Consider the following 24,249-nt stretch of genomic DNA (forward strand, 5'->3'; position numbering starts at 1 on the left):
GCCGCCGGACCACCCGCACCCCGACCCACCAGGCGCCCGGCGCCCGGCGCCCCGCACTCAGCTCGTGCGGGCCGTCCCCGTCCCCTTCTCCGCGTCCAGCGCGTACACGCAGCGGTCCTTGCTGCACGCGTACACGACGCCGTCCTTGACCACCGGCGAACCGGTGATCTCCCCGCCCGTCGCGAGCTTCCAGCGCAGGCGGCCGTCGTCGGCCTTCAGCGTGTAGAGGAGGTGGTCGGTGGAGCCGAAGTGGATGCGGCCCTCCGCCACCGACGGGGCGCCGACGATCTCGCCGCCCGCCTGGAAGCGCCACTTCGGGGTGCCCGTGACCGCGTCGAGGGTGTAGAGCCCCTTGCCGCTGCCGACGTGGACGTGCCCGGCGGCGACGAGGACCGGCTCCAGCGAGGAACGGGACTCCGTCGCGATGCGCCAGCGGTCGCGGCCGTCGGTGGCGTCGAGGGCGTAGACCGTGCCGAGGTAGTCGGCGAGGTAGACGCCGCCGCCCGTGACCGCCGGGCCCGGCGCGAACGTGGGCGCGGACAGGAACACCGCCGGCGCCTCGAAGTGCCAGCGGACGTGACCGCCGGCCACGTCGATGGCGAGGACCCGGCTGCCCGCGGAGACGTACACGTAGCCGTCCGCCGCCGGGGTCAGCCGGACGGGGACGCCGCCGCAGGACGCCGCGTCACCGATGGGGTACGACCAGCGCTCCTCACCCGTGCGGGCCTCCAGGGCGCGCAGCCGGGCGTCCTTCCAGACGTACACCGTGCCGTCGTGGACGAGCGGTCCGGCCTCGGGGGACTCGAAGTCGGTCTGGGCGCCGGTGATCTCCCAGAGCTTGTGCCCGTTGGACGCCTCCCAGCCCTGCACGCCGCCGCCGCGGGTGGCGGTGACGACGGTGCCCCGGTCGGCCTTCAGCGAGTACACCCAGGCGTCGGTGGACAGCCGCCACAGGTCGGCGCCCTCCCGTGCGTCGAGCGCGAAGAGCGTGGGGCCGTCGGAGGCGTGGATACGGCCGTCCGCGACCGCCATCGACCAGGCGACGTCACGGGTCTTGAAGCGGCGCCGTCCGGTGGCCACGTCCAGGGCGTGCACCTCGAAGGAGGTGACGTAGACCAGGTCACCGGCGACGGACGGGGTGCCCCACACGTCGTTCGACATGCGGAAACGCCAGGGGCGCCAGCCGGAGGCGGCCTGCTCGGGCACGGGGTGGGCGGCCGCGGCGGGCGCCGGATCGGCGCCGTTCACCCCGGCGCGGGGGCGTGACCAGGACGCGGCGAGGCCCGCCTCGGGCGGGGGCGCCTTCACGGCGGCCGCGCGGGCGTCGGCGACCCGCGGACCGGGCCCGATGGGCACCTGTCCGCCGGCGAGCCGTACCGGCCCGGTGTCGGGGGCGCCGACCGGGACGGGCGCGGGGTCGTACGAGGGCGGGGGCGGCACGGGGGCCGGGGCGGTGGTCCGGCCGCTGCGGGGGCCGCCGGCGGGCTGGCCCTGCTTGGGGGCCGGGCGCCCGCCGCGACGGGATTCGATGAGGCCGACGGCCTTCTCGGGCAGCCACGCCGACGCCGTACCGCTGTCGTCGGACCCGGAGCCGAAGAGATGGGGGGCGAGCTGCGCCTGGAGGTCGGCCGGGTTGGGCCGGGCGGTCGGGTCCATCTGCATGCAGGACTCGATGAGGGGCCGCAGTTCGTCCGGGAGCCCGGACAGGTCGGGGCCCTCGCGCAGCAGCATGAAGACGGTCTCGACGGGGTTCGCGCCGTGGAAGGGCGCGTGCCCGGTGGCCGCGAAGACGAGCATCGACCCGAGCGAGAAGACGTCGCTGGCGCCGGTGACGCTGCGCGAGTCCTTCGCCTGCTCGGGGGACATGTACGCGGGCGTACCGACCGCCACGTTCGTCATCGTCAAACGGGTGTTCGAGACACCGGAGGCGATACCGAAGTCGATCACGCGGGGCCCGTCCTCGACGACGAGGACGTTCGACGGCTTGAGGTCGCGGTGGACGAGACCGGCGCCGTGGATCGACTGGAGGGCCTCGGCGACACCCGCTGCGAGCCAGCGGACGGCCTGGACCGGCAGCGGCCCGCAGTCGTTCACTATCTCTTCCAGCGAGGGCGCGGGGACGTAGGCGGTCGCCAGCCACGGCACGGCGGCCCGCGGGTCGGCGTCGACCACGGCGGCCGTGTAGAAGCCGGACACCGCGCGGGCGGCCTCGACCTCGCGCGTGAACCGCACCCGGAAGAGCTGGTCCTCCGCGAGTTCCGTCCGCACGGTCTTGATCGCCACGCGCCGACCCGACGCCGAGCGCGCCAGATAGACCAGCCCCATGCCGCCGGCACCCAGCCGTCCCAGCACCTCGAACGGCCCGATCCGCCGCGGATCGTGCTGCGTCAGCTGATCCACTTGCCCTGCCACCTCCCCGTACGGCCCGCGTCACCCACGTTGTGTGCGCGACCCCGTGCAGCGTCTCACCACCGCACCGCCATGGCGGCACGCACCCCGATTCTTCCTGTACCGGGGGCAGGTTGCGAACCCGGGGGCGGAACGGGGTGTCTCAGGACAAAACCATGCCGTCCGCCCTGCGGGAAGCGGGAGCCCGCATGACGGAACACCGCGACCGACCGCGTACCACCGGCGCACCCCCCCTCGCCGGCCTCCAGGGCACTTCGGAATGTCTACCCGTACGACGCTGGCGCAAGAGCCGTTCAGCCTTCGTCTTCGCGCCCTTCGTCCCCCTGCAGCAGCAGATCGTCAGGGAGCTGCCGCTCCTGGCCGGCCTCCTGCGGCGCCTCCCGCCGGCCCTCCGGGGCCCTCCGCTGGAGCAGCGCGAACGACGCGCCTTGATTGTCCGTGACGACCGCCACATTTCCGTACGAGGTGTCGAACGGCGGCACCTGGACCCGCCCCCCGAGCCGGGTGACCGCGCCCAGGGCCGCCGCGCAGTCCTCCGTGCCGAAGTGGACGAGGAAGTGCGGCGGCATCTCGGCGGGGAACACCTCGGTGACGGCGGCCCGCCCGAAGTCGGGGTCGGCGTCGGGCCCGAACAGCGCCTCGTGGAAGAGGTGCGCGTAGAAGGCGTTGGCCGCCTTGGTGTCCCGCGTGTACAACTCCGCCCAGGCGAAGGTCCCCGGGTCGTGCCGCCGCCCGAACCCCGGGTGCGTGCCCGCCTGCCACAGCGCGAACACGGCCCCCTCCGGGTCCGTGGCCAGCGCCGCGGTCCCCAGGTCCCCGACCGGGGTCGGCGTCGTGATCATCTGCCCGCCGGCCGCCGTGATCCGCGCGGCGAGCGCCACCGCGTCCGGCGTCGCGAAGTGCGGCGTCCACACGGTCGGCATCCGCCCGTCCGGCTTGGGCACGAGGGCGGCGACGGGGGCGAGGGGGACGTCCGGGGAAGCGCCGGAGGGGGCTTCGGAGGGGGTCCCGGGGGAAGCGCCGGAGGGAACGTCCGGGGCTGCTCCGGCGGGGGTGCCGGACGCGGCGGGGAGGTACGCCCACACCTCGTGCGCCCCGTCGCCGGGGGCGACCTTGAACGTCCACCCGAAGAGCCCGCCGTAGAAACGCTTCCCGGCCTCCACGTCGGGAAGCTGCACATCGATCCAGCACGGAACGCCCTCGGGGTACATACCGCCAAGCTAACGGCGCTCCCCGCCGCCCGCGCGCGGAGCGGGTGCGTGCGGGTGTCCGGCCGTGCGGGTGTCCGGCCGTGCGGGGCCGCACCGCGGCGTGCCCGCCTGTTCCCCTCAGTGCCCGCCTGTTCCCCTCCGTGCCCGCCTGTTCCCCTCAGTGCCCGCCTGTTCCCCTCCGTGCCTGCCCTTTTCCGTCCGCTCCGTTTCTCCTCCGCACCGAAAGAATCCCGCCACCGCACTGCCCGTCGCGTCCCGAGAAGCCCTTGGTGAAGCCCGCACTCCCCATTTGCAGTCGGCCGAATCGCGCTCCGATCCCCCCTCGGTAAGCTGACGGCATGACAGGACAAGTGCGTACCGTCGACGGCCGCGTGGCCGGCCGACGTGGGCAGGCGACCCGGCAGAAGCTGCTCGACTGCCTCAGCGAGATGCTCAGCTCCTCCCCCTACCGGGACGTCAAGGTCATCGATGTCGCGCGGCGGGCGGGGACTTCGCCCGCGACCTTCTACCAGTACTTCCCGGACGTCGAGGGCGCGGTTCTGGAGATCGCGGAGCAAATGGCCGCCGAGGGCGCCACGTTGACCTCCCTCCTCGAAGGACGCTCCTGGGTGGGCAAGGCCGGCTGGCAGACCGCCCAGGATCTCGTCGACGGCTTCCTGGAGTTCTGGCGCAAGAACGACGCGATCCTCCGGGTCGTGGACCTGGGCGCCGCCGAGGGCGACAAACGCTTCTACAAGATCCGCATGAAGATCCTGAACTCGGTCACCAACTCCCTGTCGGAGGCGGTGAAGGAGCTGCAGGCCAAGGGCCGGGTCGACAAGGACGTGAGCCCCGGCGCGCTCGCCGGTTCCCTCGTCGCGATGCTCGCCTCGGTCTCCTCGCACCAGAAGGGCTTCCAGTCCTGGGGTGTGAAGCAGGCCGAACTGAAGCCGAACCTGGCCCTGTTGGTGCACTTGGGCATCACCGGCAAGAAGCCCACGAAGTAGCCAGGAGCAGCCCCGGGCGGTCCCGGACGCGCATCCTGTCACGCGGGCGGCGCCCCCAGCCGGGGGGCCGCCCGCCGCGTCCTCACCGCCGCCGCCGGACGATCCGGGCCCCGGGCGCCACCAGGCCCACCGGCCGGTCACGCGCACCCGTCTCCTCACCACCGGACAGTCCCCAAGCCCCGCGCCTCACCATCGGACAGTCCCCGGCCCCGTGCCGTCACCGCCGCACGGTCACTGCACCCGCGCCCTCACCGCCGGACGATCCGGAAGACCCGGATCTCCCGCTCCACCCGCGCCTGGTACGTCGCGTACGGCGGCCAGAAGCGCAGCAGTTCCTTCCATGCCGCCGCCCGCTCCTCGCCCTGGAGCAGCCGCGCGGTGACCGGGACGTCCTCGCCCTTCCAGCTGATCACGGCGTCGGGGTGGGCCAGCAGGTTCGCGGTCCACGCGGGGTGGTCGGTCCGTCCGAAGTTGGAGCCGATGAGCAGCCAGCTCCGGCCGCCCTCCTCGGGCATGCAGGCCAGCGGCGTGCGGCGCGGCACCCCGCTCCGCGCCCCGGTCGCGGTCAGGACGACGCCCGGCAGCAGCTGCGCACTGAGGAGCACCCTGCCCCGCGTCGCCCGGTGCACGGCCCGGTCCAGGGCGGGGATGACATGGGGCGCCACCCGCGCGAACGCCGGAGCGGACGACACCTTCTGCACCCATCGCACGCCCGCGCCCTTCAGGCCACTCGCGCTCTTCGAGGCCATCAGCCCCGCACCTCCTCGTCGTCGCCGCCGAACATGCCCGCCAGCTCCGCCGCCCGCCCCCGCAACCGGTGCGCGGGGCCGAGGAGCAGCGCCTCCGCCGTGGCGCGCTTGACGTACAGATGCGCCTCGTGTTCCCAGGTGAAACCCAGACCGCCGTGGAACTGGACGCCCTCCGCGGCGGCGGTCCGCAGCGCCTGAAGCGCCTGGGCGAGAGCCTGCCCGCCGACCCGTTCGCCGCGCACGCCCGCGCTCCACGCCGCGTAGTACGCCGCCGACCGGGCGGCCTGCACCCCCACGTACACGTCGGCCAGCCGGTGCTTGACCGCCTGGAACGATCCGATCGGCCGCCCGAACTGCTCCCGCTGCCGCACATGGGCGACGGTCCGCTCCAGGACCCGGTCGGCCGCGCCCACGGCCTCGGCGGCGAGGACGGCGGCGGCCGCGTCACCCACCTCGGCGAGCGCGGCCGGTACGTCCGCCTCGTCGTCCTCACCCAGCAACTCGGCCGGAGTGTGGCGGAGTTGCACACGGCCCACCGGCCGGGTCTCGTCGAGGGCGGTCTGCCGGGCCCGTACGAGTCCCGTCGCCTCGGCCCGGACCAGGAACAGCAGTGTGCGCGACCGGGCGAATCCGCCGGTGTGGGCGGCCACGAGGAGCAGGCCCGCGCTGTGGCCGTCGAGCACCTGCGCGACCTCCCCGTACAGCCGCCAGCCGGTGCCGTCGCCGTCCCGCCGCGCCTGCACTCCCCCGGCGCGACCGCCGCCGGACCACGGGCCGTGGTTGTCGCCGGTCAGGGCGAGCGCGGTGGCGAGGGCGGCGCCGGGGACGGCGAGCGTGGCGGTGAGCCGGCCCGTGGCGAGGCGGGGGAGGAGCAGGCGGCGCTGGCGGTCGGTGCCGAGGGCGAGGACGAGGGGGGCCGCGAGGAGCGCGGTGGCGGGCAGGGGCGAGGGGGTGAGTCCGCGCCCCAGTTCCTCGCAGGCGAGGGCCAGTTCGGTGACCGTGCAGCCGACCCCGCCGTACTCCTCGGGGAGCGCGAGCCCCGGCAGCCCGAGCTGTTCGGCGAGCGCCGTCCACAGCGCGGTGTCGTAGCCCTCGCCGGTCCGTACGGCCGCCCGGACGTCCTCCGGGCCGCTGCGCTTGAGCAGCAACTCCCGTACCGTGCGGCGGATCTCCTGCTGCTCGGCGGTGAAGCGGGCGTCCATGGGCGGTCCCCCTCTGCTCCCCCCTGCACTGCATCTGACGGTGCGTCATGTTAGAGCGGCGAGCGGCCGAAGCACAGGTCCCCCACGCAAGAATCTGATGTACCGTCAGATACATGACCACTGCCGCCGTACCGGGGTTCCGCAGGGGAAGGGCCGGCCGCCGCGAGGTGGCCGTCGTCGGGGTCGCGCTCGCCGACTGCGGCCGGGTGGACGACGCGACGCCGTACGCGCTGCACGCGCAGGCAGCGCGCCGGGCCCTGGCGGACGCGGGCCTGGAGCACACCGCCGTGGACGGGCTGGCATCGGCGGGCCTCGGGACGCTGGCGCCGGTGGAGGTGGGCGAGTACCTCGGGCTGCGGCCGACGTGGGTGGACTCCACGTCGGTCGGCGGCGCCACCTGGGAGGTCATGGCGGCGCACGCGGCGGACGCGATCGCCGCCGGGCACGCGAACGTCGTGCTGCTCGTGTACGGCTCCACGGCCCGCGCCGACATCAGGGCGGGCCGCCGCACCGGCACCTTCTCCTTCGGCGCGCGCGGCCCCCTCCAGTACGAGGCCCCCTACGGGCACACCCTGATCGCCAAGTACGCGATGGCCGCCCGCCGCCATATGCACCAGTACGGGACGACCCTGGAGCAGCTCGCCTCGGTGGCCGTGCAGGCGCGGGCGAACGCGGCGGCGAACCCGGAAGCGATGTTCCGCACGCCGATCACCGTCGACGACGTGCTGTCCTCCCCGCCGGTCGCGGACCCGTTCACCCAGCTGCACTGCTGCGTCCGCTCCGACGGCGGCGCGGCGGTCGTGCTGGCCGCCGAGGAGTACGCGCGCGACTGCCGGCCGGCGACACCGGTCCGGGTGCTCGGCACCGGGGAGCACGTCTCCCACACCAGCATGTCCGAATGGCCCGACTTCACCGTCTCCCCGGCGGCGGTCAGCGGCCGCCTCGCCTTCGAACGGGCCGGGATCCGCCCGTCCGAGATCGACTTCGCGGAGATCTACGACGCGTTCACCTACATGACGCTGCTGACACTGGAGGACCTGGGTTTCTGTGCGAAGGGCGAGGGCGGCCCCTTCGTGGAGAAGAACCGTCTGACCCTCGCCGGGGACCTCCCCGTCAATACCGACGGCGGCGGTCTGTCCGCCCAGCACCCCGGTATGCGCGGCCTCTTCCTCCTCGTCGAGGCCGTCCGCCAGCTGCGCGGCGAAGCCGGCGAGCGGCAGCTCCGCTCCCCCGGCGGCGACCTCCCCCGCCTCGCCGTCGCCTCCGGCACGGGGGGCTGGTTCTGCTCCTCGGGGACGGTGGTGCTCGGGCGGGGATGACGCCCCCGGCAGAATCGGCGCATGAGCACTCCCGGCGCCCACGCCCCCTCCGACTTCGTGCAGCTGCTGCGGACCCTGCGGGTCTGGGACCCCGAGGTCACCGAACTGCCCGGCTTCGACCCGGCCGCGACGCCCGCCGCGCCGGTCCCCCTGTTCACCGCCTGGTTCGCCGAGGCGGCCGCGGCGGGGCAGCCGGAGCCGCACACGATGTCGCTGGCCACGGCGGACGAGGAGGGCGACCCGGACGTCCGTACGGTGGTGCTGCACGACGTGGACGACCACGGCTGGCACTTCGCGACGCACGCCGGCAGCCGCAAGGGACGGCACCTGGCGGCCCGCCCGTACGCGGCCCTCGGGTTCTACTGGGCCGCGCAGGGACGGCAGGTGCGGGTGCGCGGCCGGGTCACGGTGGCCTCCGCCGCCTTCGCCCAGGCCGATCTGCACGCCCGCTCGACGGGCGCGCTCGCCGCGGCCCTCGTGGGGAGGCAGAGCGCGGTCCTGCCCTCGCTGGCGGAGCTGGAACGGGCCTCCGAGGACGCGTGGGCGCGGGCCGAACGGGAGCCGGACGCGCCCGTCCCGTCCTGGACGGCGTACACGGTCGAGCCGGACGAGGTGGAGTTCTTCCAGGGCGACGCCCGCCGACGCCACGTCCGGCTCGTCTACCGCCGGGCGGGAGAGGGCTGGGCCAAGGAACTCCTGTGGCCGTGAGGGGTCGTGGTGCCGGGGCCCGGCCTGCCGCGGTTCTGAGGCCCCGGCCGGCCCGTGGTGCCGAGGCCCGGCCCGTGGTGCCGAGGCCCGGCCTGCCCTCGGTCCCGAGGGCCCGGCCCTTGATGCCGGGGCCCGGCCTACCGGCTCGGGCCCCAGACCTACCGGCTCGGGCCCCGGTCCTACCGGCTCGGGCCCCGGTCCTACCGGTTCAGGCCTTCTCCCACACCGACACGTGGCGGGTGCTGTCGCTGGTGAACGGGCGCCGGTCCCAGTCCTCCCAGCGGTCGCGCAGCCGCATCCCGGCGAGCCGGGCCATCAGGTCCAGCTCGGCCGGCCACACGTACCGGAACGGGATCGAGAAGTGCGTCGCCCGCCCGTCGACGACCCGCACGTGGTGTGACCGCATCCCCTGCGTGGCCACGTCGTACGTGTCGAACCCCAGCCGGTCCGGGCCCACGTGGAACGGCACCGCGTCCTGCCCCGGCGGCATACTGCGCAGCGCCGGCACCCCGACCTCGACGACGAAGTGCCCGCCGGGCACGAGGTGCGCGGCGGCGTTGCGGAAGCAGTCCACCTGGGCGTCCTGTGTGAGCAGGTTGTTGATCGTGTTGAAGACGAGATAGGCGACGGTGAACTCGCCGTCGGCGCGGGCGGTGGCGAAGTCCCCGATGGTCACGCCGATCGCGTCCCCGCCCGGCTTGGCCCGCATCCGCTCCACCATGGCGCGCGACATGTCGATGCCGTGCACGGGAACGCCCCGGCGGGCGAGCGGCAGGGCGATCCGCCCGGTGCCGACGCCGAACTCCAGCGCACGGGCCTCGCGCCCGGACCGTCCGGGCCCTCCGGACCCCTCGGACTGTGTTGACTGTTCGGCGAGTTCCGCGATCAACGCCACGGCCGGATCGACCCTCTCCGGGGCGAACATCGCGGCGGACGTCTCGTCGTAGCGGGCGGCGATGGCTTCACCGAAGTAGCCGTCCGGGTCGTCGACCGTGGCGTACCCGTCGTCGGGTGCCCGTGTCGTCACGTCGTGGCCGGGTGTCTGTACGTTTCCGTGGGCACGTCCCTCTGCACGCATTCTCATGACCGTACCGACGGGGCGCCGCCACCCGCACGCGGTTTTCACGCCCGCCGGCCGGGCCTCCCGCCCGCCCCGCGTCACGCGTCCCCGCTCGGTTCCGGGTCGGTGGCCAGGCGGGCGTGGAGGTGGGCGTCGCGGAAGGCGTCGTGCCGTCCCGCCTCCCACATCGCCCCGCGCAGGGTCCCCTCGTAGGCGTACCCGCACCGCTCGGCGATCCGGCAGGACACGTCGTGGCCGAGGGCGTGGTCGAGTTCGATGCGGTGGAGGCCGAGTTCGGTGAAGGCCCAGCGCGTGGCGAGGTCGACCGAGCGGCGGGCGACCCGCCGGCCGCGGGCCTCCGGCAGCACCCAGTACCCGATCATGGCCCGGCGCATGAGCCGGTCGATCCCGCTGAACCCGACCTGCCCGAGCGTGGCCCCGCTCTCCGCGTCGACGACCCGGAACGCCGCGGTGCTCCCGGCCGCGTCGGTCTCCGCGCGCTGCCGCAACGACTCACGCGCCCCCTCGGGCCCGTCGTCCAGCATCAGGGGCGTGTTCCACCGCCGGAACTCCGGGTCGGAACGCCCCCGGAACCAGGCGTCCACATCGGCGTCGGACTCGGCGTCCCAGGCGCACAGCACGAGCCCGTACCCATGCACCTCGGCACGAGCCCCAGCAGGGCCGGGGGACCCGGCGGACCCGGGAGACCCGGCGGCCCCGGGAGACCCGGCGGGCGGTTCATCGGCCCACGACTCGGAAGTACGGCTCACCCCGCCATTGAACCCGAGTGAACCCGAGACCCTTCGGCCTCCCTGCCCCTCCGATGCCCCGCCCCTGCCCCGCCCCGCTCCTAGAGGGTCGCGCACACCCGGAACACGGGCACCCGGAACTCCCCGGCCTCCCGGAACACCACCTCGACCGCCATCCCCACCCGCAGGTCCGCCGCCGGGCACTCCACGATCTCGGTCATCAGGCGCGGCCCCTCGGCGAGGTCGACGACGGCGGCGACGTACGGGGTCCGCTCCCCGAAGGGCGGCAGGTCGTTGCGGTGGACCACGGACCACGTGTACAGCGTGGCCCGGCCGCTCGCCCGCTCCCAGCGCACGTCCTCGCTCCAGCAGTGCGGGCAGAACTCGCGGGGGTAGTGGTGGGCCCGTCCGCACGCCCCGCACCGCCGTACGAGCAGCCGCCCCTCGGCCGCCGCGTCCCAGTACGTACGGCTGAAGACGTCGGCCTCCGGCAGGTCGAACCGCCCGGCGGCCCCGGCAGCCCCGGCAGCCCCAACAGCCCTCGCGGCCCCGGCAGCCCCGGCAGCCCCAACAGCCCTCGCGGCCCCGGCAGCCCCGGCAGCCCCAACAGCCCTCGCGGCCCCGGCAGCCCCGGCAGCCCCAACAGCCCTCGCGGCCCCGGCGGCCCCGGCGGCCCCGGCGGCCCCGGCGGCGCCCATCAGAACAGTCCCAGCGCGCTGTCGAGCGACCAGCTCTGCCACGACATCCCGAACAGCGCCACGACCGAGATCAGCGCCATCATCGAGTTCTGCCCCTGCTCGGCCCAGTCGTGGATCATCAGCACGAAGTAGAGGAGGTTCAGCAGCAGCCCTCCGACCAGCGCCACCGGCGTGAGGAAGCCGAGGACCAGACCGAGCCCGAGGGCGAGTTCGGCGTAGGCGACGACGTACGCCATCGTCCGGGGCCGGGGCTTCACCACCACGTCGAAGCCGCTGCGCACCGCCTGCCAGCGGTGCTTCCCGGCCACCCCGGCCGCCCAGGTGATCCCGGCCCCCTGGAACCAGGTCTTCTTGTCCTTGTGCCGCCAGCTCTCCAGCCACCACAGCCCGAGCCCGATCCGCAGTACGGCCAGCCATTCACCACCGGAGAGCCAGACCGAGTCCATCGCTGCCGCCCTTCGACACGTCCGCGCGCAGTATCTGACGGTACGTCAGTTCAGCGGACGGACGGGGGAAGCGCAAGACGTCCGGACCACCGGGCACGGAGCGCTGGACACGGGGCAGGGGCACGGGAGACCGGGGCGCAGGGCGCGGGACACGGAGAGGGGCAGGGGCACAGGAGATGGGGCACGGGGCACGGAGCGCGGGACACCGGGGCGCAAGACGCAAGGCGCAAGGCGCAGGGCGCGCAACGAGGCTTCCCACCACCCCCATCCGCGCCACGCACCCGACACATTCCGGGAGACCTACGCCACAGACCTCACGCACTCCTCCTCAGCCGTGATCAATCCGCAACCAATTCCGGTCTTGACCGAGACCCATCAATGGGGGACGTGAATACGCTCGGGCACATGGCCGACTCCAAAGCATCCGCGACCCCCGTCTCCGACCACCCGGTCTATGTGATCGGTGGCGGACCCGGCGGGCTGGCCGCCGCCCACGCGCTGCACGCCCGGGGCGTACGGGCCGTCGTGCTGGAGAAGTCGGACGCGGTGGGCGCGTCCTGGCGGCGCCACTACGACCGGCTGCGCCTGCACACCACCCGGCGGCTGTCGGCGCTGCCCGGCCTGCCGATGCCGCGCCGTTTCGGCCGGTGGGTGGCACGGGACGACGTGGTGCGCTACCTGGAGAAGTACGCCGAGGTCCACGCGCTGGAGATCGTGACCGGCGTCGAGGTCACGCGCGTGGAGCGGAACCCCGACGGCACCTGGCTGCTGCGCGCCACCGGCGGCCGGGAACTCACCGCAGGCGCGGTCGTCGTCGCCACCGGCTACAACCACACGCCGAACATCCCGGACTGGCCCGGCCGCGACACCTTCACCGGCGACCTGTCGCACGCCTCCGCCTACCGCAACCCCGAGCCCTACACCGGCCGTGACGTCCTCGTCGTCGGCATCGGCAACACCGGCGCCGAGATCGCCGTCGACCTCGTCGAGGGCGGGGCGGAGCGGGTACGGCTCGCGGTGCGGACGGCCCCGCACATCGTGCGCCGCTCCACGGCCGGCTGGGCCGCCCAGTACAGCGCCGTCCTCGTGCGGCGGCTCCCGGTCGCCCTGGTGGACCGGATCGCCAGGCCGATGGCCAGGCTCAGCGTCCCCGACCTGTCCGCGCACGGGCTGCCCCGCCCGACCTCCGGCCTCTACTCACGGGTCAACGAGGGCTCCATCCCCGTCCAGGACGTCGGCATCATCGACGCCGTCCGCAAGGGGAAAGTGGAGATCGTCGCCGCGGTGGAGAAGTTCGAGGACGGCAAGGTCGTCCTCGCCGACGGCTCGCGCGTCCAGCCCGACGCCGTGATCGCCGCCACCGGTTACCGCCGGGCCCTGGAGGGGCTCGTCGGCCACCTCGACGTCCTGGACGGACGCGGCAAGCCGGTCGTGCACGGCGCGCGCTCCCCGCGCAACGCGCCCGGCCTGTACTTCACCGGCTTCACCAACCCCATCAGCGGCATGTTCCGCGAACTCGCCCTCGACGCCGAGAAGATAGCCAAGGCCGTCGCCCGCGCCGGAGGCGTCGCCACACGCGACGCGGTCACCGTGCAGGCGCGCGCCGGGCGCTGACCGCACGGAGGCCGGCCCAGCGGAACCCCGGCCGACGTCGTGCACGTCTGACGCCCGCGCCCGGCGGGTACAACTCCCGTACCGCCGTGCCGCCGTGCCGTCCTATGGCACACCACCGCACCGCCGCACCGCCTACCGCCGTACCGCCGCGTAACTTTGCGCGCACAGCCATTCCTGACACAGCGTCAGTTTAGTAGTCTGAAATCTGACGCTGCGTCAGTTGGATGTGAGTGGTTCACGTGACCGCGTCACCCCAGTGAATTGGCTGTCACACAGGAGCGGGCGGACCGATGCTTGGATCAACCCACGGCACCCTCACCACCGACTCCCGCCGGGCCCGGGCCATCGCCTGCGGCGAGACCCCCCAGCAGATCGTGCACGGCAGACCCGCCGAGGCCGGCGACCTGGACGTCAGCGGGCGCCCGCTGTACGCCGACGTCCCCGATCTGGACCGGTTCTTCCGGCCCGAGTCCGTGGCCGTGGTGGGCGCCTCGGACACGGAGGGCCGGCCCAACACCGGGATCACCCGGCAGTTGCTCGCCTGGGCGGAACGGGTCGGTGCCCGGCTGCACCCGGTGCACCCCACCCGCCCGTCCGTCTTCGGCGTCCCCTGCTCCCCCTCCGTCGCCGACCTGCCCGAACAGGTCGATCTCGCCGTGCTGCTCGTCTCCGATCCGCTCCCGCTGATCGACGAGCTCGCGGCGGCCAAGGTGAAGTTCGCGGTGGCGTTCGCGTCCGGCTTCGCGGAGACCGGCGAGGAGGGGGCCCTCGCGCAGCAGCGGCTGGCCGCCGCCGTCGCCCGCTCGGCAGGTCTGCGGCTGCTCGGCCCGAACACCAACCTCAACGCCTTCGAGCGTTTCCGCGACGACCTGGACGGACCCGCCATCGCACTGATCACCCAGTCCGGCCACCAGGGCCGCCCGGTCTTCTCCCTCCAGGAACTCGGCATCCGCCTCTCCCACTGGGCCCCCACCGGCAACGAGGCCGACCTGGAGACCGCCGACTTCATCTCCTACTTCGCCGAACGCCCCGAGGTGGGCGCCATCGCCTGCTACATCGAGGGCCTCAAGGACGGCCGCTCCTTCCTCCTCGCCGCCGACCGGGCCGCCCGCCGCGGGGTGCCCGTCGTGGCCGTGAAGGTCGGCCGCACCGAGGCCGGCGCCCGCACCGCAGCCACCCACACCGGCAAGCTGACCGGCGCGGACGCGGTGGTCGACGCGGCGATGCGGCAGTACGGCGTGATCCGCGTGGACGGCCTGGACGAACTCCAGGACACGGCGACCCTGCTGGCACGGGCCCGGCGCCCGCGCTCCGGGGCCCCCGCACGCCCGGTCGCCGACGGGGTCGTCGTCTACTCGATCTCGGGCGGCACGGGCGCGCACTTCGCTGATCTGGCGACGGAGGCCGGGCTGCGCCTGCCGACGCTGTCGGAGGCCAAGCAGGCAGAACTGCACCAGTGGATCCCCGGCTATCTGAACGTGGCCAACCCGGTCGACAACGGCGGGCACCCGGTGGGTGACTGGCGCGGCCCGCGCATCCTCGACGCGATCCTCGACGACCCGGCGGTCGGGGTCCTGATCTGCCCCATCACCGGTCCCTTCCCACCGATGAGCGACAAGCTCGCCCAGGACCTGGTGGACGCCGCCGAACGCACCGACAAGCTGGTGTGCGTGGTGTGGGGGTCGCCGGTGGGCACCGAGGACGCCTACCGCGAGACGCTGCTCGGGTCGTCGAAGGTGGCGACCTTCCGCACCTTCGCCAACTGCATCACCGCCGTCCGCGCCCACCTCGACCACGCCCGCTTCACCACCGCCTACCGCTCCCCCTTCGACGAGGCGCCGCGCAGCCCGTCGCCCTCCTTCCGCAAGGCGCGGGAGCTGATGCGGCCGGGGCAGCAGCTGAGCGAGCACGCGGCCAAGCAGCTGCTGCGCGCCTACGGGATACGGGTGCCGCGCGAGCAGTTGGTGACGAGCGCGGCGGCGGCCGTGCGCGCGGCGAGCCTCGTGGGCTACCCGGTGGTGATGAAGGCGTCCGGGGCGCGGATCGCCCACAAGACGGAACTCGGCCTGGTGAAGATCGGACTGACCTCCGCCAGCCAGATCCGCGACGCCTATCGCGAACTCACCGACATCGCCCGCTACGAGGACGTGCCGCTCGACGGGGTGCTCGTCTGTCAGATGGTCGAGCGGGGCGTGGAGATGGTCGTGGGGGTCACGCACGACGACCTCTTCGGTCCGACGGTGACGGTCGGGCTCGGCGGGGTCCTCGTCGAGGTGCTCCGCGACGCGGCCGTACGCGTGCCGCCCTTCGGGGAGGACCAGGCGCGCGCCATGCTCGCCGAACTGCGCGGCCGGGCCCTGCTGGACGGGGTCCGCGGGGCGCCGCCAGGCGATGTCGACGCGCTCGTGGAGGTCGTGCTGCGGGTGCAGCGGATGGCGCTGGAGCTGGGGGACGAGATCGCGGAGCTGGACATCAACCCGCTGATGGTGCTGCCGAGGGGGCAGGGCGCCGTGGCCCTGGACGCGCTGGCGGTGTGCCGCTGAGCACCGGCGCCACCATCGCGCACCGATCAAGGTCATCACACCCCGTAACAGCTGGAGCACCCACATGTCCGCTTCCCTCCATGAACATCAGGAAAAGTCCCGTGACTCATTGATACTGCACGCCACTGACAACGCCGTCTCGTGGATCACCCTCAACCGTCCCGAGGCGATGAACGCCCTCACCCCCGACCAGCGCGACCGTCTCGTCCAGCTGCTCTCGGACGCCTCCGCCGATCCCGCCGTGCGGGCGGTCGTGATCACCGCGACGGGCCGCGGGTTCTGCGCGGGCGCCGACCTGCGCGGCGGGGCGGCCCGCCCCGCCGAACGGGTCGCCGGCGACGTGGCCCGCACCCTCCGCCTCGGCGCCCAGCGGCTCGTCGCGGCCGTCCTCGACTGCGAGAAGCCGGTGCTGGCGGCGGTGAACGGCACGGCGGCCGGCCTCGGCGCGCACCTCGCCCTCGCCTGCGACCTGGTCCTGGCGGCCGAGGAGGCCCGCTTCATCGAGGTGTTCGTGCGCCGCGGCCTCGTCCCCGACGGCGGCGGCGCCTACCTCCTGCCCCGGCTGATCGGGCCGCGACACACGAAGGAGCTGATGTTCTTCGGCGACGCGCTGTCCGCCGCCGACGCGGAACGGCTCGGCCTGGTCAACCGGGTCGTCCCCGCCGCCGACCTGGAGAAGACGGCCCGCGCGTGGGCCGAGCGCCTCGCCGCCGGCCCGACCCGCGCCCTGGCGCTGACCAAGCACCTGGTCAACGCCTCCCTGGACGCCGACCGCGCCACGGCCTTCGCGGCCGAGGCCGCCGCCCAGGAGATCAACATGACGACGGCGGACGCCCAGGAGGGCGTGGCGAGCTTCGTCGAACGCCGCGCGCCCCGCTTCGAGGGCCGCTGAGCGTCCCGCTGCGGGAACCGGCGACGGACCGGGGGGCGGACCGGCGACGGACCGGGGGCGGACCGGCGACGGACCGGGGGCGGACCCGCGACGGACCGGGGGCGGACCGGCTCCACACCCTTCATTTCTGACGGTCCGTCAGTTTCAATGGAACGGTGATGGGACATGCGGGAATGGCGGCGGCCGCCGTCCGATATCTACGGTCCGACCGGACGCGGACGGCCGCGCCGCCGCGCCCGGTCGAAGCACTGCCCCGCCCCGAGCTGCGCTGTGTCCGTGAGGGCGAGCGGATGCCGGTCGACCAGGGGGAGTTCCGCCGCGTCCTGGGCAGCTTCGCGACGGGCGTGACGGTCATCACCGCCCCACCGGCACCCGACACCACCCCGGGAGCGATCACTGGACCGGGACCTGGACCGGGCCCGGCGCCGCGCCCCGCCGGATTCGCCTGTCAGTCCTTCTCCTCGCTCTCCCTCGACCCGCCCCTCGTGGTCTTCATGGTGGGCCGTACGTCGTCGACCTGGCCCCGGATCGCCCGCGCGGGCGTCTTCTGTGTGAACGTACTCGCCGCGGACCAGGGCGAGTTGTGCCGGCGGTTCGCGGTGAGCGGCTCGGACAAGTTCGCCGGTGTCGACCACGACCCGGCCCCTGTCACCGGCTCGCCCCGCCTCGCCGGGGCCGCCGCCTGGATCGACTGCGCGATCCACGCCGTGCACCCCGGAGGTGACCATCTGATCGTGGTGGGCCGGGTGGAGGCGCTGGGCACCGTCGGCACGGACGGGGCGTCGAGCGCGCCACTGCTGTTCCACCGGGGCCGCTTCGGCGGCTTCACGGCCGGCTGAGGCCCTCTGCATCACCCCACCGCCACGACCGCCCCGCCGCCGATCACCACGCAGCCGACGGCCAGCGCGCCCCACGAGAGGATCGCCGCGCAGGGCTGGACCGGCCGGCCCGCACGGGCCCGTACGACGGTGGCGTGCACCGCCAGGGCCGGGGGCAGGGCCACGGCGTAGAGCCCGAGTCCCGCCAGGTGCCAGGCGGGGACGGCCAGGGCCGGGAGCACCCACAGGGTGCAGGCGGGCGGGATCCACCACCAGGCGGTGCGGCCGGTCAGCTGCCGCGCGGTCCAGTGGGCGAGGCACACGGCCGGGACGACGTACGCGGCGGTGACGACGCCCCCCGCGAACAGGATCAGCACGAGCATCAGCGGCACGACCGCGAGGGCCGCGACGGGTTCCCCGCCACCGGGCCCCGCCTGGGCGCCGAGCGCGGCCACGACCAGTACGGCGCACACCAGCGCGCCCTCGACCCCGAGCACGGCCATGGCCACCGCCGACGGCTCGGCGCTCCCACGGGCCACACCCTCGCCCGTCGCCTCTGTCTTCGCCATGGACGTCACCGGGCCCCTCCCCGTCTGGTAGGGAGTGTGCCCACGCGGAAACGGTTGCGCCCGCCCCGCCGCGGAATCGCCGCGGGACAGGTGCCGCCCCCGGAACCGTCGCGGGGCAGATGCCGCCCCGGAACCGCCGTGCGTCAGGCGCCGGCCACCGCGACGTTCGGGCCGCCCGTGGGCGCGTTCGGCCGCCGGCGCCGGATGACCAGCGCCATCAGCGCCGCCACCGCGCACAGCGCCCCGGAGGCGTACCAGACGACGTCGTACGCGCCGAAGGTGTCGCGGGCGAGGCCGCCGAGGAAGGCGACGAGGGCGGCGCCGACCTGGTGGGAGGCGAGGACCCAGCCGAAGACGATGGCGCTGTCGTCGCCGTAGTGCTCACGGCACAGGGCCATGGTGGGCGGCACGGTGGCGACCCAGTCGAGGCCGTAGAAGACGATGAAGAAGATCATCGGGAGGTGCACGGTGGGGGCCAGCAGATACGGCAGGAAGAGGAGCGAGAGGCCGCGGAACGCGTAGTACACGGCCAGCAGCCGCCGCGGTTCGTAGCGGTCCGTGAGCCAGCCCGAGGCGATCGTGCCGACGACGTCGAAGACGCCGATGACGGCCAGCAGGGAGGCCGCCGCGGTGATGGGCATGCCGTGGTCGTGGGCGGCGGGCACGAAGTGGGTCTGGATGAGGCCGTTCGTGGAGGCACCGCAGATCGCGAAGGTACCGGCGAGCAGCCAGAACGGCCCGGTCCGCACCGCCGACAGGAGGACCCGGACCGTCCTGCGCGCGGCCCCCGGCACGGGCACCGGCCTGGGCACGAACTCCGTCGCCCCGTACGGCTTCAGCCCCACGTCCGCCGGATGGTCGCGCAGCAGCAGCCAGACGAACGGGACGACTGCCAGGGCGGCGAGGGCCACGGTGACGGCGGCGGGCCGCCAGTCGTGCTCCGAGACGATCCAGGACAGCAGCGGCAGGAAGATCAGCTGCCCGGACGCCGACGCGGCGGTCAGGATGCCCGAGACCAGGCCGCGCCGCTCGGTGAACCAGCGGTTGGTGACCGTCGCCGCGAACGCCAGCGCCATCGAGCCGGAGCCGAGCCCCACGAGCAGGCCCCAGCAGAGCATCAACTGCCAGGCCGAGGTCATCCACACCGTCGAACCGGCGCCGACCGCGATCACCGTGAGGGCCACCGCGACCACCCGGCGGATGCCGAAGCGGTCCATCAGCGCGGCGGCGAACGGCGCCGTCAGCCCGTACAGCGCGAGGTTGACCGACACGGCGGACGCGATCGTGCCGCGCGACCAGTGGAACTCGTCGTTCAACGGGTCGATCAGCAGACCCGGCAGGGAACGGAAGGCCGCCGCGCCGATGATCGTCACGAAGGTGACGGCCGCGACGAACCAGGCGCGGTGCACCCGGGAGGACTTCGCGGGGCGGGACTCGTGGGGCTGCCGATCAGTGGTGGTGCGGGCGAGCGCGGGTGCGTCGTCGGCTCTCTGCGTCATGCGGACAAGCTTCGGACCTGCGATCTTCCGGAACGAGTGGCCCGAAGGACAGCATTCGTTAGGATCGGGCCATGACCCCGGAGCCGTCCCGCAAGCCCGCCGGGCCCGGTGCCCGGCACCGAGTCGTCGTCCTCGCCATGGACGGGTTGCTGCCGTTCGAGCTGGGGATCCCGCAGCGCATCTTCGGCAAGGCGAGGGGCGCGGACGGCCGGCGTCTGTACGACATCGTCACCTGCTCGATCCGGCCGCCGGGACCGGTGGAGACGGACGCCGACTTCGCCGTCCTCATCGGGAACGGACCGGAGGCCCTGGCGACCGCGGACACCGTGGTGGTGCCCGCCTCGCACGAACTGGGCCCGGTCTACGAGGACGGCGTCCTCACCCCGGAACTGGCCGCCGCCCTCGCCCTCATCCGCCCCGGCACCCGGCTCGTCTCCATCTGCACCGGCGGCTACGTCCTGGCCGCCGCCGGTTTCCTCGACGGCCGCCCGGCGACCACGCACTGGTACCACGCCGAGCACTTCCAGCGGCTGTTCCCCAAGGTGCGGGTGGACGCCGACGTGCTGTTCGTCGACGACGGCGACGTCCTCACCTCGGCGGGCGTCGCCGCCGGCATCGACCTGTGCCTGCATCTCGTGCGGCGCGACCACGGCACCGCCGTCGCCAACGACGTGGCCCGCCGCACGGTGGTGCCGCCGCACCGGGACGGCGGTCAGGCCCAGTACATCCAGCGGCCGGTGCCGGAGCAGCAGGCCGCCGGGACGACCGCCGCCCGCGCCTGGGCCCTCGCCCGTCTCCACGAGCCGATCCAGCTGCGGGACATGGCCCGGCAGGAGGCCATGTCGGTGCGTACGTTCACGCGCCGCTTCCGTGAGGAGGTCGGGGTCAGCCCCGGCCAGTGGCTGACCCGGCAGCGTGTCGAACGGGCCCGCCACCTCCTGGAGTCCACCGACCTGTCCATCGACCAGATCGCCCACGACGCGGGGTTCGGCACCGCCCAGTCGATGCGCCAGCACCTCCAGGGCGCCCTGGGGGTGACCCCGACGGCGTACCGGCGCACGTTCCGCTCGGGCGGAGCGACACCGGCGGCCCCTCAGCGACACCCCTGACCGCGGCCCTCTCAGCCACAGCCCTGACCGCGGCCCCGGCAGCCGCTCCCGTCCGCCGTCACACGGCCCCGTCGAGCAGCAGCTTCGCGGCCACCGCCGACCCGTCGGTGCGGACCGTGGCGGCGACCGCCCCCGCCCGCTCCCCCGTCTCCGGGGCGAGCGCCACCTCCAGCGCGGCCGACAGGGACGCGTAGGTCGGGACGGGGCCGTCGTGCGCCGCGCCGATGCCGAGGGCCGCCACCCTGCCCGCCCAGTACGGCTGGTCCGCCGCCTGCGGTACCACGACCTGGGGGGCGCCGCACCGGGCGGCCGTGGTCGTGGTGCCGGCGCCCCCGTGGTGGACGACGGCGGCCACCCGCCCGAACAGCGCCTGGTGGTTGACCTCGCCGACGGCGAGGCAGTCGTCCCGCTCGTCGATCAGGGCGAGATCGGCCCAGCCGCGCCCGACGAGCACCCGGCGGCCCCGCGCCCGCACCGCGTCGACGGCGACGCGGGCGACGTCCCGCGAGGCGTGCATGGGCATGCTGCCGAAGCCCACGTAGACCGGGGGATCGCCGGCGTCCAGGAACGCCGACAGCTCGTCCGGCAGGGGCCGTTCGTCGGGCAGGAACCACGCGCCGGTCTGGACGACGTCGAAGTCCGGCATCTCCGTCGGCGGGTCGAGGACGGGGTCCGTCGCCAGCCAGGGCCGGTCGCCGACGACATGGTCACGGACACCGTCCACCGGGGGCAGCCCGACCGCGGCCCGTTGGGTGTTCAGCGCCTCCCCGAACAGCGCGTCGACGGCCTCGGCGTCGAGGTCCCACAGCGCCCGGTTGTCGGTCACGTCCGGCGGCAGCGGACGCCCCGGGTACGCCAGCGGCGGGCGCTGCGGCGACGGCAGCGTGAGCTGCTGGAAGGTCACGGACACCGAGGGGATGCCGAGTCTCTCCGCCACCGAGCGCGCACCTGCCGCGGCCGGGATCATGCCGGTCGCCACGAGGACGTCCCAGCCCTCGGCCGCCGCGGTGATGACCTCGAACTGGCTGGCGATCACCTGGGCGGCGCGTTCGGGGATCGTCGACGCGGGCGGCGCCGCCTTCGTCAGCGACCGCGCCGACGGCCCGTACGGCACCATCTCCCCGCCGATCCCGGCGAGCAGCTTCCCGAACTCCTCGTCCGACGGGCCGCACACCCGTACCTCGGCGCCCGACTCCCGCAGACTCGCGGCCAGTCCCGCCATCGGCTGGATGTCCCCCCGCGACCCGTAGGTCGACAGCACAACGCGCACTCCACCACTCCCGATCTCCGCCGAACTCCCGCTCAGGCCGGTGATTCTGCGGTACGACCGGGGCCTTGCCGCAAGACCCCCCGTGCGCTATAAGTTGAGCACGGCAAGGAGTTCGGTGACTCCTTGCCATTTCGTTTGCGCCCCGGCGCTCAGAACGTGAGCACCGCCCGCGCGACCCTCCCCTCGGCCGCGTCCTGGGCCGCCTTCGCGAAGTCCTCCACCGGGTACGTGGCGGTCACCAACTCGTCGAGCAGCAGCCGCCCTTCGCGGTACAGCTCGGCGTAGAGCGCGATGTCCCGCTGGGGCCGTGACGATCCGTAGCGGCAGCCCAGGATCGCCTTGTCCAGGTAGAGGGACGAGACCCGGAAGGACGCCTCGGCCGTGGCCGCCGGCACGCCCAGCAGCACGGCCTGTCCCCGCCGGTCCAGCAGGTCGATCGCCTGGCGGACGAGTTCGACGCGGCCGACGCACTCGAAGGCGTGGTCGACGCCGGTCGGCACGACCTGCCGCGCGTCGTCCACGGAGGTGAGGAAGTGCGTGGCGCCGAACTGCCGGGCGACGGCCTCCTTCTCCGGGTTGGCGTCGACCGCGACGATCCGGGTCGCGCCCGCGAGGCGCGCGCCCTGGATGACGTTGAGCCCGATGCCCCCGGCCCCGATGACGAGCACGCTCTCGCCCCGGTCGACGCGCGCCCGGTTGAGGACGGCGCCGACCCCGGTCAGCACACCGCATCCGATCAACGCGGCCGACGTCAGCGGGATGTCGTCCGGTATCCGCACGGCCTGCACGGACTTGACGACCGTCCGCTCGGCGAAGGCGGAGTTGGCGGCGAACTGGAACAGCGGCTCCGCGCCGCGCGTGAACGGCCGCTCCGGGCGCCCGATCGCGCGACGGCACATGGTGGGCCGCCCCCGGTCGCAGTCGGCGCAGGTCCCGCAGTTGGCGAGGGTGGACAGCGCCACATGGTCACCGGGCCGGACATGGGTGACGCCGGCGCCCACCGCGTCCACGACGCCCGCGCCCTCGTGCCCGAGCACCACCGGCGCCGGGAACGGGATCGTCCCGTCCACCACCGACAGATCGCTGTGGCAGAGCCCGGCCGCCGCGACCGCGACCCGCACCTCGCCGGGCCCCGGCTCCCGGACGTCGAGGTCGTCGACGACCTCGACCCGCTTCCCGTCGAACACGACGCCTCTCACGCCGGTACCCCCCGCCCCGCCGCCGACAGGCCCGCCCTCACCCTCCGCACCGTCGTCACGCCCCTCATCCCCTCGGCTCCCTCGGCAGACCGAGCACCCGCTCGGCGATGATCGTGCGCTGCACCTCGTCCGAACCGCCGTAGATGGTGTCGGCCCGGCTGAACAGGAACAGGTGCTGGAGCGGATCGAGGGCGTAGGGCGTGCGCGGCGACCACGGCGCGGGCCCCACGGCCGCGTCCGCGCCGCGCACCTCCATCGCCAGTTCCCCGAGCCGCTGGTGCCACCGCCCCCACAGCAGCTTGGCCACGCTCGGCGCGCCCGGCTCCTCCGAACCGCCCAGCGTCCGCAGCGCGTTCCACCGCATCACCCGCAGCTCGGCCCACTGCCGCACGAGCCGCTCCCGTACGACGGGGTCGTCGGCGGCGCCGCTCGCCTCGGCGGCCCGTACGACGTCCCGCAGTTCCTCCGCGAACCCGATCTGCTGGGCGAACGTCGACACGCCGCGCTCGAAGCCGAGCAAACCCATGGCGACCCGCCAGCCGTCGCCCTCGCCGCCGACGACGTGGGTCGCGCGCGCCCCGTCGAAGAACACCTCGTTGAACTCGCTCGTGCCGGTCAGCTGCCGGATGGGCCGCACCTCGACACGGCCGGGCTGGGCCATGGGCACGAGGAGGAACGACAGCCCGTGGTGGCGCCGTGATCCGGGCTCGGTGCGCGCCAGCACGAAGCACCAGTCCGCCTCGTGGGCGAGCGAGGTCCAGATCTTCTGCCCGGTGACGGTGTACGTCCCGTCCGGGCGGCGCTCGGCCCGGGTCCGGACGGCCGCGAGGTCCGAGCCGGCACCGGGCTCGCTGTAGCCCTGGCACCACAGCTCCTCGCCGCGGGCGACCGGCGGCAGGAACCGCTCCTTCTGCTCCCGGGTCCCGAAGGCGATCAGGGTGGGGGCGAGCAGCTTCTCCCCGATGTGCCCCGACCTGGGCGGCACACCGGCGCGCGCGTACTCCTCGGCCCACACGACCTGCTGCACGAGCGTGGCCGTCCGGTTGCCGTACCCGCCCTCCGGCCACCCGAGCCCGATCCACCCGTCGGCCCCGAGCGTCCGCTCCCAGGCCCGCCGCTCCCCGGCGCCCCCGGCATGAGCGGCCAGCCAGCCCCGGGCCTCCCGCCGAAACGCCGCGTCCTCCACCCCGAACTCCACG

21 protein-coding genes are annotated in these 24,249 nt (G+C 74.2%); 8 read left to right on the forward strand and 13 right to left on the reverse strand.

The window, feature by feature from the left end; translation table 11 throughout:
* Positions 1 to 57 precede the first annotated feature (57 nt).
* Positions 58 to 2,400: an outer membrane protein assembly factor BamB family protein gene (locus GSY65_RS16185; RefSeq protein WP_159768980.1), complete on the reverse strand. Its 2,343-nt coding sequence runs from the start codon at positions 2,398 to 2,400 to the stop codon at positions 58 to 60.
* A 302-nt stretch (positions 2,401 to 2,702) separates the two neighbouring features.
* Positions 2,703 to 3,620: a VOC family protein gene (locus GSY65_RS16190; RefSeq protein WP_159768983.1), complete on the reverse strand. Its 918-nt coding sequence runs from the start codon at positions 3,618 to 3,620 to the stop codon at positions 2,703 to 2,705.
* Positions 3,621 to 3,958: 338 nt separating this feature from the next.
* Between GSY65_RS16190 and GSY65_RS16195 the strand changes: the two genes are divergently transcribed.
* Positions 3,959 to 4,606, forward strand: a complete 648-nt coding sequence (locus GSY65_RS16195) for a TetR family transcriptional regulator (protein ID WP_159768986.1) — start codon at positions 3,959 to 3,961, stop codon at positions 4,604 to 4,606.
* A gap of 248 nt (positions 4,607 to 4,854) precedes the next feature.
* On the opposite strand, the gene GSY65_RS16200 is transcribed toward GSY65_RS16195, so the two are convergent.
* A complete protein-coding gene (locus tag GSY65_RS16200; RefSeq protein WP_159768989.1) occupies positions 4,855 to 5,355 on the reverse strand; it encodes a nitroreductase family deazaflavin-dependent oxidoreductase in 501 nt (166 codons plus the stop codon).
* Positions 5,355 to 6,557: an acyl-CoA dehydrogenase family protein gene (locus GSY65_RS16205; RefSeq protein WP_159768992.1), complete on the reverse strand. Its 1,203-nt coding sequence runs from the start codon at positions 6,555 to 6,557 to the stop codon at positions 5,355 to 5,357. The genes GSY65_RS16200 and GSY65_RS16205 overlap by 1 nt, the downstream gene beginning before the upstream one ends.
* 113 nt (positions 6,558 to 6,670) lie before the next feature.
* On the opposite strand from GSY65_RS16205, the gene GSY65_RS16210 reads away from it, so the two are divergent.
* Entirely contained in the window at positions 6,671 to 7,876 is a 1,206-nt protein-coding gene (locus GSY65_RS16210) for a thiolase C-terminal domain-containing protein (RefSeq protein ID WP_201452557.1), read from the forward strand.
* Positions 7,877 to 7,897: 21 nt separating this feature from the next.
* Positions 7,898 to 8,584 carry a pyridoxine/pyridoxamine 5'-phosphate oxidase gene (locus GSY65_RS16215; RefSeq protein WP_159768995.1) on the forward strand — a complete coding sequence of 229 codons (687 nt, stop codon included), beginning with the start codon at positions 7,898 to 7,900 and terminating at the stop codon, positions 8,582 to 8,584.
* A gap of 208 nt (positions 8,585 to 8,792) precedes the next feature.
* On the opposite strand, the gene GSY65_RS16220 is transcribed toward GSY65_RS16215, so the two are convergent.
* The 4 genes from GSY65_RS16220 to GSY65_RS16240 form a co-directional block, all read right to left on the reverse strand.
* A complete protein-coding gene (locus tag GSY65_RS16220) occupies positions 8,793 to 9,662 on the reverse strand; it encodes a class I SAM-dependent DNA methyltransferase (RefSeq protein WP_159768998.1) in 870 nt (289 codons plus the stop codon).
* Between the two features lie 80 nt (positions 9,663 to 9,742).
* Positions 9,743 to 10,303: a GNAT family N-acetyltransferase gene (locus tag GSY65_RS16225; RefSeq protein WP_236579820.1), complete on the reverse strand. Its 561-nt coding sequence runs from the start codon at positions 10,301 to 10,303 to the stop codon at positions 9,743 to 9,745.
* A gap of 191 nt (positions 10,304 to 10,494) precedes the next feature.
* On the reverse strand, positions 10,495 to 10,887 hold the full coding sequence (locus GSY65_RS16230) for a Zn-ribbon domain-containing OB-fold protein (RefSeq protein WP_159776044.1): 393 nt from the start codon (positions 10,885 to 10,887) through the stop codon (positions 10,495 to 10,497).
* A 203-nt stretch (positions 10,888 to 11,090) separates the two neighbouring features.
* Entirely contained in the window at positions 11,091 to 11,537 is a 447-nt protein-coding gene (locus GSY65_RS16240) for a DoxX family membrane protein (RefSeq protein WP_159769004.1), read from the reverse strand.
* Between the two features lie 405 nt (positions 11,538 to 11,942).
* On the opposite strand from GSY65_RS16240, the gene GSY65_RS16245 reads away from it, so the two are divergent.
* The 4 genes from GSY65_RS16245 (at position 11,943) to GSY65_RS16260 (ending at position 17,425) form a co-directional block, all read left to right on the forward strand.
* Positions 11,943 to 13,151, forward strand: coding sequence for a flavin-containing monooxygenase (locus GSY65_RS16245; RefSeq protein ID WP_159769007.1), 1,209 nt, complete (start codon positions 11,943 to 11,945; stop codon positions 13,149 to 13,151).
* Between the two features lie 290 nt (positions 13,152 to 13,441).
* Positions 13,442 to 15,694, forward strand: coding sequence for an acetate--CoA ligase family protein (locus GSY65_RS16250; protein ID WP_159769010.1), 2,253 nt, complete (start codon positions 13,442 to 13,444; stop codon positions 15,692 to 15,694).
* A 64-nt stretch (positions 15,695 to 15,758) separates the two neighbouring features.
* Complete coding sequence (locus GSY65_RS16255) at positions 15,759 to 16,586, forward strand: enoyl-CoA hydratase/isomerase family protein (RefSeq protein WP_159769013.1); 828 nt, start codon at positions 15,759 to 15,761, stop codon at positions 16,584 to 16,586.
* A gap of 158 nt (positions 16,587 to 16,744) precedes the next feature.
* Entirely contained in the window at positions 16,745 to 17,425 is a 681-nt protein-coding gene (locus GSY65_RS16260) for a flavin reductase family protein (protein ID WP_201452558.1), read from the forward strand.
* A gap of 11 nt (positions 17,426 to 17,436) precedes the next feature.
* Here GSY65_RS16260 and GSY65_RS16265 read toward each other — a convergent pair whose 3' ends face one another.
* Both GSY65_RS16265 and GSY65_RS16270 read right to left on the reverse strand, forming a co-directional pair.
* Positions 17,437 to 17,973, reverse strand: a complete 537-nt coding sequence (locus GSY65_RS16265; protein ID WP_159769016.1) for a hypothetical protein — start codon at positions 17,971 to 17,973, stop codon at positions 17,437 to 17,439.
* A 143-nt stretch (positions 17,974 to 18,116) separates the two neighbouring features.
* Positions 18,117 to 19,472: an MFS transporter gene (locus tag GSY65_RS16270; protein WP_159769019.1), complete on the reverse strand. Its 1,356-nt coding sequence runs from the start codon at positions 19,470 to 19,472 to the stop codon at positions 18,117 to 18,119.
* A gap of 71 nt (positions 19,473 to 19,543) precedes the next feature.
* On the opposite strand from GSY65_RS16270, the gene GSY65_RS16275 reads away from it, so the two are divergent.
* Positions 19,544 to 20,581, forward strand: a complete 1,038-nt coding sequence (locus GSY65_RS16275; RefSeq protein WP_159769022.1) for a GlxA family transcriptional regulator — start codon at positions 19,544 to 19,546, stop codon at positions 20,579 to 20,581.
* 58 nt (positions 20,582 to 20,639) lie between these two features.
* Here the strand turns inward: GSY65_RS16275 and GSY65_RS16280 are convergent, their stop codons facing one another.
* From GSY65_RS16280 to GSY65_RS16290, 3 genes are all read right to left on the reverse strand, one after another.
* Positions 20,640 to 21,851, reverse strand: coding sequence for a glycosyltransferase (locus tag GSY65_RS16280; protein WP_159769025.1), 1,212 nt, complete (start codon positions 21,849 to 21,851; stop codon positions 20,640 to 20,642).
* A gap of 149 nt (positions 21,852 to 22,000) precedes the next feature.
* Positions 22,001 to 23,050 (reverse strand): Zn-dependent alcohol dehydrogenase, encoded by a 1,050-nt coding sequence (locus GSY65_RS16285; protein ID WP_159769028.1) that lies wholly within the window; start codon positions 23,048 to 23,050, stop codon positions 22,001 to 22,003.
* Between the two features lie 64 nt (positions 23,051 to 23,114).
* Complete coding sequence (locus GSY65_RS16290; RefSeq protein ID WP_159769031.1) at positions 23,115 to 24,248, reverse strand: acyl-CoA dehydrogenase family protein; 1,134 nt, start codon at positions 24,246 to 24,248, stop codon at positions 23,115 to 23,117.
* Position 24,249 lies beyond the last annotated feature (1 nt).

It is taken from the genome of Streptomyces sp. HM190, assembly GCF_009857135.1.
In the GTDB taxonomy this organism is placed as follows: Bacteria; Actinomycetota; Actinomycetes; order Streptomycetales; family Streptomycetaceae; genus Streptomyces; species Streptomyces heilongjiangensis.